The following is a 13,109-nucleotide window of genomic DNA, read 5'->3' as shown; positions in this document are numbered from 1 at the left end:
TGTACCACCTACGGCTCAGAGCAGAGTCTGCGCGCGCCCGGTGATGGTGCTCAGCGCGGTGGACCAGGCGATGTGCTTGGGGTCCAAAAACGCTCCGTGTCCGGCTCCGGGCAGCACGACCAGCTCGGGGTCCGTGCTACCTGCGCGGGTCGCGGCGTCGACGTAGACGCGGCTCTGGTTCACCGACACGGTCTGGTCCGCATCTCCGTGCAGCGCGGTCAACGGGACGTCGAGCGGGAGGTATTCGATGGGGGAGGCGATCTTGTACCGACCGGGAACGTCGTTGGGCATGCCGCCGAGGAATGCGGGCACAAATTTGTCGTTGCCGATGTTCGCCGCTCGTTTCATGTCGAACACCCCGGCCATGATGGTGGCACTGCGCGGCCGGATTCTCGGGTCCGCTCCTGGTGCGTCGATCGGCATCAGATGACGCGCTGCGACCCACGCGGCCAGCTGTCCGCCGGCGGAGTGCCCCGCGACGTGCACGCGATCGAGGTCGAGTCGACCGTCGGCGGCGTTCTGTACGACGGTTGCCAGTGCCTCGGTGGCGTCGTCGACGTCGGTCAGGGTGTTGGCCCAGTTGTTCGGACCGCGCCGGTACTCGACGTTCCACACGGCGATGCCCTGGTCTGCAATGGCCTTGGACATCTGCTGGAAGTACGACAGATCGAGGTTCTCCTGCCATCCGCCGCCGTGAATCATCACCACCACGGGCAATGACGTCGCAGTGTTGGCAGGCAGATAGAGGTCTCCGATGTTGTCGGGTTGGTACCCGTACTTCAGCCGGATCGGGTCTCCGGTCGGTCCCGAAACAGGTTGCAGCGCAGCTGAATACGTCTCTGCAGTACTCGGTGAGGATTCGGTGTCCGTGGAACTGCAGCCGACCAGCGTGACAGCGAGGAGGCCGGACAGGAAGTGGCGACGATTCACGTGCCCTGAGCCGTCCAATCGAGCAGCTCGGGCAGCGACCAGGTGTTGATGACGCGATCGGCAGGAACGCCTCGGGCTTCGGCGCGGACGCAGCCGTAGCCCTGCCAGTCGAGCTGGCCCGGTGCGTGCGCGTCGGTATCGATGGAGAAGAGGCAGTCGCGTTCGAGGGCGATGTCGATCAGGCGCTCGGGCGGGTCTTGGCGTTCGGGCCTGGCATTGATCTCCACCGCGGTGCCGAACTGTCGGCATCCCTCGAACACCACCGGTGCGTCGAACGTCGATTCGGGCCGCTTTCCTCTGCCGCCCTCGACCAGACGTCCGGTGCAGTGTCCGAGTACGTCGACGTGCGGATTCGCGATGGCGGTGACCATGCGTTTCGTCATTGCCACAGAATCGGCCCGCAGGTTCGAGTGCACGCTGGCCACCACCACGTCCAGCTCTGCGAGCAATCCCTCGTCTTGATCGAGTGAACCGTCGTCGAGGATGTCCACTTCGATTCCGGTGAGGATGCGGAACGGCGCGAGCTGCTCGTTGAGCTCGGCGATGATGTCGAGTTGGTTTCGCAGACGCTCCGCGCTGAGTCCGTTGGCGACCTTGAGTCGCGGTGAATGATCGGTCAGTGCGCAGTACTCGTGCCCGAGATTCTTGGCGGTGCGCATCATCTCCTCGATGGGGCTACCGCCGTCGGACCAATTGGAGTGAGTGTGCAGGTCGCCTTTGAGTGCGGCCCGTAATGCGTTGTTGCCGATGGGTTCTGCGGCATCGCGTTGTTCGGCCAGGTAGTCCGGAACATCCTGGGTCAGAGCTTGCCGGATGATCAGTGAGGTCTTGGCACCGATTCCGGCCAACGACGACCAGCTGTCCGCCTTTTCGTGCTCGGATCGTTGTGCAGGAGAAAGTGATTCGACGACGTCGGCGGCTCGGCGGTACGCCTTGACGCGATGGGTGTCCGAGCGCGAACGCTCGAGCCAGAAGCCGATCTCACGAAGTGCCTCCACCGGATCCATGCACTCCATTGTGCCTGGCGCTGCCGACACCTGCGCAGGGGGTAATCGGACAAAATTCACAGGGAGTTGCCAGGTTGCTGATACCCATGGGCTTGAAGCTGCAACTATCATCGTCGGTCATGACCAAGAAATGGTGGACAGTCGGCGTTGTCGTCGTAGTGCTCGTGGCACTCGGGCTGTATTTCGGCCCCAAGATCTACGCATCCTTTCAGGAGGATGCCGCTCCGGCGGCCACCGTCGACACCTCCGGTGCCCAGGCCGCCACCACCGACGATCTGAACGGGACCTGGACGGTGACGGCGGGCGATGCGTCGAACAAGACCGCGGCCGGCTACACCGTCGACGAGGTGCTCAACGGATCGGACGTGACCGTCGTCGGATCGACGCCCGAGGTCAGCGGCTCGGCGACCGTGGCGGACAATTCCTTGACCGCCGGTGAGGTTGTGGTGCAGACCAATTCGATCACCACCGATAGTGACCGTCGAGACAATCAGTTCCGCGGCAACATCTTCGACACCGCGACGTATCCGACGGCGACGTTCAAGATCGACCAGCCCGTCGACCTTTCCTCCTTGCCCAAGGATGGAACAACCCAAACCGTCACGGCGGAGGGCACATTGACGCTCAAGGATCAGACTCGTCCGGTGACGGTCGAGATGGAGGTGCTGCAGTCCGGTGACACGCTCATCGCATCGGGCGCAATTCCGACGACGTGGTCGGATTACGGCATCGAGCCGCCGTCGCTCGGATTCGTGACCGTCGAGGGTTCGGGAACGGTCGACTTCCTGATCAATCTGAGTCGGCAGTAGTCCGTTCTCGAGGGGCCGCCGGTGACCATCCCGGCGGTCCGACGACGTATCCGATGCGTTCCTTCCATGACCTCGATGCCGCAACATCCCGTGCGATGTTGCGGTATTCGTGTGTTTGGAGCGTCCAGATGTTGAACGTGTCGACGGGCTTGGTCAGTCCGTAGTTCGGTCGCTGCACCTCGTCGGCGTAGCTGCCGAACAGCCGGTCCCAGACGATGAGAATGCCGCCGTAGTTCTTGTCGAGATACTGCGGATCGCGACCGTGATGGACGCGGTGGTGCGAGGGCGTGTTGAAGACGAACTCGAACGGCCGCGGCAATCTGTCGATCCGCTCGGTGTGTACCCAGAACTGGTAGACGAGGTTGATCGAGAAGCCCACGAAGACCATCCACGGTGGCATCCCCAGCAGCGGCAGAGGAAGCCACATGATGATCTCGCCGCTGTTGTTCCACTTCTGCCGCAGCGCCGCGGCGAAGTTGAAGTACTCGCTGGAGTGGTGAGCCTGATGGGTCGCCCAGATCAGTCGGGTTCGGTGGGCGATGCGGTGGTAGCCGTAGAACAGCAGATCGACGCCCAGGATCAGGATCACCCACGTGTACCAGGCGTCGGCTGGTAGATGCCACGGCGCGATGTAGACGTAGACGGCGGTGTAGCCGATCAGGGCCAGCGCTTTCCATGCCGTCGTGGTTGCGATCGATACCAACCCCATGGTCAGGCTCGATCGTGCGTCCCGGGCCGAATACGCGCCGGGGGTTCCGTCTTCGAGTTTCTTCGCCGCGATCCACTCGATCGCCAGCAGTAGAGCGAACGCGGGGACGGCCAAGGCGACCGGATCCCGCAGCGGTTCGGGTAACGAGTTCCACGCCGATGCGAGTTGATCCCTCATGCGAACGCCCTTCATGCGTGACACTGCTGGTCGAAGTGTAACGCCAGTAGGTTGATCGTAGTCTCGAGTCGTGAAAATTCGTAGCCGCCGTTCGGGGGACATGGAATCCTGCGTGACCGCACTGGCGACGGTGCACGAGGTCGACGGGCGCAGAGCCGTCGAGCGCAGGTACGTACCGGCACCTGGTCGCTAATTTCCTATCGAAATGATAGGAATTGAATCGTGCACATCACGGCGAAAGCGGACTACGCGGTGCGGACTCTCGTCGAGCTCGCCGCGGCCGGCGGTCGAGCGCCCGCCAAGGCCGAGGCGCTGGCCGCCGCCCAAGGCATACCGCACAAGTTTCTCGAGTCGGTGCTCTCCGATCTGCGCCGTGCTGAGCTGGTGCGTAGTAGAAGGGGACCCGACGGCGGATACTGGCTCGCGCGGGAGGCGTCGAACATTTCCGTTGCGGACGTGATGCGGGCCGTCGAGGGGCCGCTCGCGTCGGTGCGCGGGCAACGGCCCGAGGATGCGCAGTACGCCGGCCCCGCCGAGCCGTTGACGCGGGTGTGGCTGGCCGTTCGGGTCAATCTGCGTGCAGTTCTCGAATCGGTATCGCTGGCCGACATCGTCGACGACGACCTCCCGGATTTCGTCGGAGAGCTGATCAGTGAGCCGACCGCATGGTCCCGTCGATGACCTGAGTCACAGTCGGCCACCGATGTGGCGCGGTCGTCAATTTTGCACAGCTCTGCAAACTTGCCGAGCTGTGCAACTTCCGTATGTTGGACAGGGTGACCACCCCGACCGGCCTTCGCGATCAGAAGAAGGCAGCCACCCGCGACGCCCTCGGCATTGCCGCAGTGCGTCTGGGTAAAGAACACGGACTCGATGCCGTGACGGCCGACGCCATCGCACACGAAGCCGGAGTATCGACCCGAACGTTCCACAACTACTTCTCCAACAAGGAAGAAGCGGTACTCCACAACATCGAGGCCTCGGCTCTGGAATGGTTCGAGCTGCTGCGCGCCAGGCCCGAGGCCGAACCCATCTGGGATTCGTTGCAGCACATCGCCGTCAACCTCGTCGCCGACCCCGGCCGCGACCTCGACGACACGTTCGCCGCAGCACGACTCATCGAGGCCAACCCGGCTCTGATGGCTCGCAAGCTCGAAATGCACCACTCCCTCACCCGCAAACTCGGTGAGGCGATCGCAGAGCGCACCGGAACCGATATCGATACCGATCTCTATCCCAACCTGCTGCAAATGGCAGTCGGCGGTGCCGTGACCGCCGCGCTGACCCTGTGGATCAACGACCCCGGCGGAGAGAACACGCCGAAAGCGCTCGTGGAGAACGCATTCCACCAACTCCGCGCCGGAATTCCCGAACCTACGGGTCATTCCGCAGGCTCCACTCGCGAACCGAAATCCCGCCAGCACGTATCCGATAACAACCGAGGAGCCTGACAGTGGCCACCTATCTGTACCGAATCGGCAGATTCGCCTACCGCCGCAAGGGGGTCGTCCTCGGCCTCTGGCTCGTCATTCTGATCCTGGCCGGGGTGGGCGCAGCCACGCTGTCCGCGCCGACGGCCAACTCGTTCAGCATCCCCGGAACACCTGCTCAGGCTGCATTGGACCTACAGAAGGAACGATTCGGCGGTGCCGAGGATCCTCTACAGGCCGTCAGCGCCGAGTACGTCTTCCAAGCACCCGACGGTCAGTCGCTCGACACCCCGCAGTACACCTCGGCCATCGACGCCACGATCGCCGAGATCGAGAAGGTCGATGCGGCCAAGCCGGCGGAAGGTGCTCCGCCGCTTGCCGATCCGGTCGAGGCCAACAAGGCCATCGTGCAGCAGTACACCGATGCAGCCGCGAAGGCAGGCACGCCGGCCGACAAGGTGGCAGCCGACGCGGCAGCCACGTCGCCGTTGAGCCCCGACGGAAACGTCGGCACCGTCACGGTTCCGATCAACGTCGAGCTGGCCGACGTCACCGACGCGATTCGCAGCGATCTCGATGCCGCAGCGCAGCCCGCTCGTGACGCGGGACTGACCGTCATCCTCGGCGGCTCCGTCGCCCAGGAGAACCCGTCGCCCGGCGGAAGTTCGGAGATCGTCGGCCTGGCCGTCGCCGCCATCGTGCTTCTCATCATGTTCGGCTCGGCCGCCGCGGCCAGCCTGCCGCTGATCACCGCGATCGTCGGTATCGGTATCTCGAGCCTGGCCATCACCACGGCCTCAGGGTTCGCGAGCCTGTCCTCGTTCACGCCGATTCTCGCGATCATGATCGGTCTTGCCGTCGCGATCGACTACTCACTGTTCATTCTCGCGCGCTACCGGCACGAGCTCACGCTCACCGACAATCGCGAAGAGGCAGTCGGGCGGGCGGTCGGTACCGCCGGATCGGCCGTCGTATTCGCCGGCGCGACCGTGCTCATCGCTCTCGTCGCCCTGCGTGTCGTCGGCATCCCGTTCTTGTCGCAAATGGGTCTGGCGGCAGGTTTCGCGGTGTTCGTCGCGGTGCTCATCGCCCTGACGTTCCTGCCTGCCATGCTCGGCGTCTACAAGGGCAAGGCATTCGCAGGCAAGCTCAAGTTCGTCAACACGACCGACCCGGAAGACCCGAACGCAACCCCCACCAACGGTCTTCGGTGGGCACGATTCCTGGTCAAGAAGCCGGTCCTCGGCCTCGTCGGCGGCATCGTGCTCCTCGGCGTCATCGCGGGCCCGACCACCGGGCTGTCTCTGGCGCTCCCGTCGATCGCCACCTCGGACCCGTCCACCCCTGCCCGTCAGGCATACGACGTCACCGAGAAGGCATTCGGGCCGGGACGTAACGGGCCGCTGCTCGTCATCGCCGACGCGTCCGACGTCGCCGAGGCCGACCGTACCGCGTCCTTCGGCAAGGTCATCGAGACGATCACCGCGCAATCCGACGTCACGAATGCGCAGATCGTCGCCGTCAACCCGGCAGGTGACACCGCGCAGATACTCGTCACCCCGTCGAGCACTCCCAACAGCGACCAGACCAAGGCGCTCGTGACCAACCTGCGCGATGCCGAGAGCGGGTTGCAGGAAAGCTCGGGCGTGTCCTACGGAGTGACGGGCGAGACCGCGATCGGGATCGACATCTCGGAGCGGCTGCAGAGCGCGCTGATTCCGTACCTGGCCGTGGTCGTCGGACTGGCGTTCGTGTTGCTGATGCTGGTGTTCCGCTCGATTCTGGTGCCGCTGACGGCAACGGTCGGGTTCCTTCTCAGCGTGCTGGCCACCTTCGGTGCGACGGTGTTCATCTTCCAAGAGGGCGGGCTCGGCATCATTTCCAACCCGCAGCCGATCGTCAGCTTCATGCCGATCTTCCTCATCGGTGTGGTGTTCGGCCTCGCGATGGACTACCAGGTGTTCCTCGTCTCGCGCATGCGTGAGGAGTTCGTGCACGGCGCGGCCGCCAAGGACGCCGTCGTCAACGGCTTCAAGTACGGCGCACGCGTGGTCACCTCGGCAGCCGTCATCATGATCTCGGTGTTCGCCGCGTTCATGGCCGAGCCGGACTCCTTCATCAAGTCCATCGGATTCGCACTGGCCGCCGCTGTCTTCTTCGACGCGTTCGTCGTCCGGATGGTGCTCATTCCGTCGGTGATGGCTCTACTGGGCGACAAGGCCTGGTGGTTGCCGAAGTGGCTGGACAAGATCCTGCCCAACGTCGACATCGAAGGGGCCAAGCTGAAGACGGCCCCGGAGAAGCGCGCGTAGTACTCGCGTCGCAGCTGAGAGGCCGAAGATTGCTCGTAATACTCGAAACGGAGAGACTGTTATCCATGTGTACGAGTAATCTTCGGTCATCATGCTGATCCCCCTTCTGCGTAGGTTTCTCGCCCCGTACAAGTTGCCGATTTTCTGCTTGGTGCTGCTGCAGCTGGTCGCCACCCTCGCCGCGTTGTTCCTCCCGAGCCTCAACGCGGACATCATCGACAACGGTGTGACCGTCGGCGACACCGGCTACATCCTGTCGGCCGGCGGCGTCATGCTGTTGGTCTCGGCAGTGCAGATCATCAGCTCTGCGGCAGCGGTGTTCCTCGGTGCACGCACGGCCATGAGTGTCGGACGCGACCTTCGCGGAGCAATCCTCGAACGCGTCGGCACGTTCTCCGCCCGCGAGGTCGGAAAATTCGGTGCCCCGTCACTGATCACCCGCAACACCAACGACGTGCAGCAGGTGCAGTTGGTGATCATCATGGGCTTCACGATCCTGGTGATGGCCCCGATCATGTGCATCGGCGGCATCGTGATGTCGCTGCGCGAGGACCTCGGCCTGTCGTGGATTCTGCTGATCGCCGTGCCCGGCCTCGCCCTCGCGATGGGCCTGATCATCGTCCGAATGGTGCCGGCCTTCCGCTCCATGCAGAAGCGCATCGACGCGGTCAACCGCGTACTACGCGAACAGATCACCGGAATTCGCGTCGTACGGGCCTTCGTTCGTGAACAGTTCGAGGTCGACCGTTTCGGTGCCGCGAACACCTCGTTGACCGAGACGGCGCTCAAGGTCGGCCGGTTGATGGCACTGATGTTCCCGACCGTCATGCTCATCAGCAACGTCACCAGCGTCGCCGTCATCTGGTTCGGCGGCCATGCGATCGACAACGGCACGATGCAGATCGGTTCGCTCACTGCGCTTCTGAGCTACATCATGCTCATCCTGATGTCGGTGATGATGGCGTCGTTCATCGCGATGATGGTCCCGCGCGCATCGGTGTGCGCCGATCGCATCAGCGAGGTTCTGGCCACCGAATCCTCGGTGGTGCTGCCCGAGAATCCCCGGACGTTCGTGTCCTCACCGGGCACGGTCGAGCTCGTCGGGGCCGAATTCTCCTATCCCGGAGCCGAGTTCCCGGTGCTGTGCGGGGTGAATCTGACTGCCGAGGCAGGCAAGGTCACCGCCATCATCGGCGGTACCGGATCGGGTAAGTCGACGCTCGTCAATCTGATTCCACGGCTGATGGACGTCACCGGCGGTCAGGTGCGCGTCGGCGGTGTCGACATTCGCGAACTCGATCTCGACCTGCTGAGATCGGAGATCGGATTCGTGCCGCAGAAGCCGTACCTGTTCTCCGGCACCATCGCCAGCAATCTGCGGTACGGCAAGGCCGACGCCACCGACGCGGAACTGTGGGAAGCGCTCGAGATCGCCCAGGGAGCCGACTTCGTGCGCGCGATGCCCGACGGCCTGGAAACCGCCGTCGCGCAGGGCGGCACCACGGTGTCGGGAGGTCAGCGTCAACGACTGGCCATTGCCCGGGCTCTGGTACGCAAGCCCAAGATCTACCTGTTCGACGACTCGTTCTCCGCTCTCGACCTCACCACCGACGCGAAACTGCGTGCGGCGCTGCGGCCGGTGACACGGGATGCATGCATGATCGTTGTGGCTCAACGGGTGTCGACCATCGTCGACGCCGACCAGATACTCGTGCTCGACGACGGAAAGCCGGTGGGCGTGGGTAACCACGAGCAACTGATGGCCACCTGCCCCACCTATGCCGAGATCGTCGACTCGCAGCGGCAAGTTGCAGGTGCACTGTGACCGACACCGACACCGACACCACCAAGGATTCCGCGGCCAAGCCCTCTTTGGAGAAGAAGAAGGGCAGTCGCGTCGCGAAGGCACTGCCGGCCACGAAAGCCAAGAACTTCAAGGGCTCGTTCAAACGCGTCATCGGTTTGCTCGCTCCGGAACGATTCCTGCTCAGCCTCATGCTCGTGCTGGGAATCGTCAGCGTCGTCCTCAGCGTCGCTGCGCCGACCGTCCTCGGGCATGCCACCAACCTCATCTTCAACGGAGTCGTCGGCGGAGATCTGGAACCGGGGCAGACGAAAGAGCAAGCGGTCGAAGGCCTTCGGGCCGCCGGTAACGACACCGTCGCCGACCTCGTCTCGGGCATGGACGTGACGCCCGGTGCGGGAATCGATTTCGATGCGGTGGGAACAGTCCTGCTGTGGGTGCTGGTTCTGTATCTGGTGTCTGCAGTGCTGGCATGGGCGCAGGGCTACATCCTCAACATCGCGCTGCAGCGTCGAATCCTGTTGCTGCGCGGTAGCGTCGAGGCCAAAGTGCATCGCCTGCCGCTGCAGTATTTCGACAACAATGCCCGAGGCGAGACGCTCAGCCGCGTCACCAACGACATCGACAACGTCTCGACCAGCCTGCAGCAGACACTGAGCCAGCTGATCACCGGCATCCTGACCGTACTCGGCATCCTCGGCGTGATGATCTGGATCTCGCCGCTGCTCGCACTGGTTGCGCTACTGACGATTCCGGCCTCGTTCCTGGTGACCGCACTGATCGCCAAGAGATCGCAGCCGCACTTCGTGGCGCAGTGGCAGCACACCGGCAAGCTCAACGCCCAGATCGAGGAAACCTACACCGGCCACGAGATCGTCAAGGCGTTCGGTCGCCAGGCGGAGGTGGAACGCGAGTTCGGTGACCGCAACGAGAAGCTCTTCCAAGCAGGCTTCAGGGCGCAGTTCATCTCCGGTCTGATCATGCCGATCATCATGTTCCTCGGAAACATCAACTACGTCGTCGTCGCCGTCGTGGGCGGCCTTCGTGTGGCGTCGGGAACACTGAGCCTGGGCGAAGTGCAGGCGTTCATCCAGTATTCGCGGCAGTTCACTCAGCCGCTGTCGCAGGTCGGCGCGATGATCAACCTGATTCAGTCCGGAGTCGCGTCCGCCGAACGCATCTTCGAGGTGCTCGACGCCGAAGAGGAAGACCCCGACGTCGTGCCTGCGTCCAGCCCCACGGAGCGCCGCGGACGCGTCGTGTTCGACGACGTCTCGTTCAGCTACTCGCCGGAGCAGCCGCTCATCCAGAACCTCTCGCTCACCGCCGATCCGGGACATCTGGTGGCGATCGTCGGACCCACCGGTGCCGGCAAGACCACACTGGTCAACCTGATCATGCGGTTCTACGAGATCGATTCCGGCCGAATCACACTCGATGGCGTCGACACCCGCAAGATGACGCGCGACGAGCTGCGTTCACGAACCGGCATGGTGTTGCAGGACACCTGGTTGTTCGGCGGCACCATCCGCGACAACATCGCCTACGGTGACCCGACCGCCAGCGAGGAAGAGATCCTCGAGGCTGCTCGGGTGAGCTACGTCGACAAGTTCGTGCATTCGCTGCCCGACGGATACGACACGATCATCGACGAGGAGGGCAACAACGTCAGCGCCGGTGAGAAGCAGCTCATCACCATCGCCCGTGCCTTCCTGGCCAAGCCGCTGATCCTGATCCTCGACGAGGCCACCAGCTCGGTAGACACTCGCACCGAGCTGCTGGTGCAGAAGGCGACGGCCGCGCTGCGTAACGACCGCACCAGTTTTGTTATCGCGCATCGTCTCTCGACCATCCGTGACGCCGACACCATCGTCGTGATGGAAAACGGCAGCATCGTCGAGCAGGGCAATCACGAGGAATTGCTCGAGGCCAAGGGTGCGTATTACCGGCTCTACAGCAGTTAGGCGGCTGGCGCCGCACGTGAGTGGAAAATCGTAGTGGGCTACGAATTTCCACTCACAAGCGGCGAAGCCGCATACTGACGCGGTGAGTTCTTCCAATTTCGGCTTCGATATCGGCACCCGGCTCGACGGTGAGCTCGGGCGCACCGGCACCATCCACACCCCGCACGGCGATATCGCCACCCCCGCGTTCATTGCGGTGGGGACGAAGGCGACCGTCAAAGCGGTGCTGCCGGAGGCGATGAAGGAACTCGGCGCACAGGCGGTACTCGCCAACGCGTATCACCTGTACCTGCAGCCGGGCTCGGACATCGTCGACGAGGCAGGCGGCCTGGGCAAATTCATGAACTGGGACGGGCCGACGTTCACCGACAGCGGCGGCTTCCAGGTGATGTCCCTCGGTGTCGGGTTCAAGAAGGTCATCTCGATGGACGCCTCCCGGGTGGAGTCCGACGACGTCATCGCCGAGGGCAAGGAACGATTGGCTCACGTCGACGACGACGGAGTCACGTTCAAGTCCCATCTCGACGGCTCGAAGCATCGATTCACTCCCGAGGTGTCGATGCAGATTCAGCATCGGCTCGGCGCCGACATCATGTTCGCGTTCGACGAGCTGACCACCTTGATGAATACCCGCGGCTATCAGGAGAAGTCGGTCGACCGCACCCAGGCATGGGCGAAGCGATGCGTCCTCGAGCACGAACGCCTCACCGTCGAGCGTGCCGACAAGCCTTACCAGGCGCTGTTCGGAGTGGTGCAGGGAGCGCAATACGAGGACCTGCGACGCAAGGCCGCGCACGACCTGGAGACCATCACCGGAGAGACGGGCCATGGGTTCGACGGCTACGGAATCGGCGGCGCACTCGAGAAGCAGAACCTCGGCACCATCACTCGGTGGGTGAACGAGGAACTGCCCGAACACAAGCCGCGGCACATGCTCGGCATCAGCGAGCCCGACGATTTCTTCGTCGCGATCGAGAACGGTGCCGACACCTTCGACTGCGTCAATCCCTCACGGGTGGCGCGCAATGCAGCGATCTACGTGCCGACTGGCCGCTTCAACATCAATACCGCGAAGCATCGACGCGATTTCACCCCGATCGACGAGAACTGCGACTGCTACACCTGCGCGCACTACACCAAGGCGTACATCCATCACCTGTTCAAGGCGAAGGAGATGCTGGCCTCGACGCTGTGCACGATTCACAACGAGCGTTTCACGGTCAAGCTGGTCGACGACATCCGTGCTTCGATCGAGCAGCAGCGATTCACCGAGTTCAAGACGGAGTATCTGGGCCGGTTCTATGCGTCGAAGACTGCCTGAGCTGATCCTCCAGCTCCGAAATGCGCTGCAGTAGTTCGGTTTCCCGCTCGGCAGCTTTGCGTTGGTACACCTCGGACAGGTCTGCGAGGTACGCCGCGTCGTAGCGGGGGATGATGCTGCGGGTGCAGTTCCAGTCGAATGCCTCGACGTCGATGACGACGCTGCGTTCGCAGGTGGCGGCAACTGTCAGGTCACCGATCTTTTGGAGTCGCCCCAATAGTTCGGGATCGTCCGCGGCCTCGATCGTGCGCGCCCGTCCGTAGAGCTTGAGTCGTTGGCGCAGAGGGTAATCGACCAAGAAGATCGCGACGCGGTCGTCGTGATCGAGATTGGCCGCCGTCACGTACTGATGGTTGCCGGCGAAATCGGCGAAACCCAGAGTGTGATCGTCGAGAATCTGGAGAAATCCTTTCGGCCCACTGCGGTACTGAATGTAGGGCCACCCGGACTCGGAGACGGTGGCGATCTGGAACTGATCCAGGGCTCGGATCATCGCCTTCTCGCGATCGTCGAGTGGCATCGGGCCGTCATCGGGTCGCTCGGTCTGTGAGCCGTAGGCGGTGTAACTGCCGTCGACCTGCTGCCGCGCAATCGCGGCAGGGCCGAACATCAGGTGGTGATAGTGGTTGTTCGGCGGCACGCACCG

At 63.4% G+C, this 13,109-nt stretch carries 12 protein-coding genes; 8 read left to right on the top strand and 4 right to left on the bottom strand.

Annotated features, from left to right (window positions below; genetic code table 11):
• Nucleotides 1–15 precede the first annotated feature (15 nt).
• Both E4P29_RS10915 and E4P29_RS10910 read right to left on the bottom strand, forming a co-directional pair.
• Nucleotides 16–930, bottom strand: coding sequence for an alpha/beta hydrolase (locus E4P29_RS10915; protein WP_032392844.1), 915 nt, complete (start codon nucleotides 928–930; stop codon nucleotides 16–18).
• On the bottom strand, nucleotides 927–1,937 hold the full coding sequence (locus tag E4P29_RS10910) for a PHP domain-containing protein (protein ID WP_135044548.1): 1,011 nt from the start codon (nucleotides 1,935–1,937) through the stop codon (nucleotides 927–929). Before E4P29_RS10910 ends, E4P29_RS10915 begins: the two co-directional genes overlap by 4 nt.
• A gap of 119 nt (nucleotides 1,938–2,056) precedes the next feature.
• Here E4P29_RS10910 and E4P29_RS10905 point away from each other — a divergent pair, with 119 nt between their 5' ends.
• Nucleotides 2,057–2,746: a YceI family protein gene (locus E4P29_RS10905; RefSeq protein ID WP_135044546.1), complete on the top strand. Its 690-nt coding sequence runs from the start codon at nucleotides 2,057–2,059 to the stop codon at nucleotides 2,744–2,746.
• Here E4P29_RS10905 and E4P29_RS10900 read toward each other — a convergent pair.
• The gene (locus E4P29_RS10900) at nucleotides 2,727–3,632 is read right to left on the bottom strand and encodes a sterol desaturase family protein (protein ID WP_135044544.1); all 906 of its coding nucleotides are present in this window, start codon (nucleotides 3,630–3,632) and stop codon (nucleotides 2,727–2,729) included. The two genes, E4P29_RS10905 and E4P29_RS10900, sit on opposite strands and share 20 nt — an antisense overlap.
• Before the next feature lie 70 nt (nucleotides 3,633–3,702).
• Here E4P29_RS10900 and E4P29_RS26530 point away from each other — a divergent pair, with 70 nt between their 5' ends.
• The 7 genes from E4P29_RS26530 to tgt all read left to right on the top strand — a co-directional run bounded on the left by E4P29_RS26530 (nucleotide 3,703) and on the right by tgt (nucleotide 12,463).
• Nucleotides 3,703–3,825 (top strand): hypothetical protein, encoded by a 123-nt coding sequence (locus tag E4P29_RS26530; protein ID WP_280634538.1) that lies wholly within the window; start codon nucleotides 3,703–3,705, stop codon nucleotides 3,823–3,825.
• Nucleotides 3,826–3,854: 29 nt separating this feature from the next.
• The gene (locus E4P29_RS10895; RefSeq protein ID WP_135044542.1) at nucleotides 3,855–4,313 is read left to right on the top strand and encodes an Rrf2 family transcriptional regulator; all 459 of its coding nucleotides are present in this window, start codon (nucleotides 3,855–3,857) and stop codon (nucleotides 4,311–4,313) included.
• Between the two features lie 86 nt (nucleotides 4,314–4,399).
• Nucleotides 4,400–5,083, top strand: coding sequence for a TetR/AcrR family transcriptional regulator (locus tag E4P29_RS10890; RefSeq protein WP_135044928.1), 684 nt, complete (start codon nucleotides 4,400–4,402; stop codon nucleotides 5,081–5,083).
• A gap of 2 nt (nucleotides 5,084–5,085) precedes the next feature.
• Nucleotides 5,086–7,374 carry an MMPL family transporter gene (locus E4P29_RS10885; RefSeq protein WP_135044540.1) on the top strand — a complete coding sequence of 763 codons (2,289 nt, stop codon included), beginning with the start codon at nucleotides 5,086–5,088 and terminating at the stop codon, nucleotides 7,372–7,374.
• 91 nt (nucleotides 7,375–7,465) lie between these two features.
• Nucleotides 7,466–9,199 (top strand): ABC transporter ATP-binding protein, encoded by a 1,734-nt coding sequence (locus E4P29_RS10880; RefSeq protein ID WP_135044538.1) that lies wholly within the window; start codon nucleotides 7,466–7,468, stop codon nucleotides 9,197–9,199.
• Between the two features lie 83 nt (nucleotides 9,200–9,282).
• Nucleotides 9,283–11,142 carry an ABC transporter ATP-binding protein gene (locus tag E4P29_RS10875; RefSeq protein WP_245154280.1) on the top strand — a complete coding sequence of 620 codons (1,860 nt, stop codon included), beginning with the start codon at nucleotides 9,283–9,285 and terminating at the stop codon, nucleotides 11,140–11,142.
• Nucleotides 11,143–11,224: 82 nt separating this feature from the next.
• Nucleotides 11,225–12,463, top strand: a complete 1,239-nt coding sequence (tgt, locus tag E4P29_RS10870) for a tRNA guanosine(34) transglycosylase Tgt (protein ID WP_135044534.1) — start codon at nucleotides 11,225–11,227, stop codon at nucleotides 12,461–12,463.
• On the opposite strand, the gene E4P29_RS10865 is transcribed toward tgt, so the two are convergent.
• Nucleotides 12,417–13,103: a pyridoxamine 5'-phosphate oxidase family protein gene (locus tag E4P29_RS10865; RefSeq protein ID WP_245154262.1), complete on the bottom strand. Its 687-nt coding sequence runs from the start codon at nucleotides 13,101–13,103 to the stop codon at nucleotides 12,417–12,419. The genes tgt and E4P29_RS10865 overlap by 47 nt on opposite strands.
• Nucleotides 13,104–13,109: the final 6 nt, after the last annotated feature.

Source organism: Rhodococcus sp. 1R11 (genome assembly GCF_004563845.1).
GTDB lineage: Bacteria > Actinomycetota > Actinomycetes > Mycobacteriales > Mycobacteriaceae > Rhodococcoides.
The sequence above is the reverse complement of the archived record's forward strand: the minus strand, read 5'-3'. Positions and strand labels throughout refer to the sequence as shown.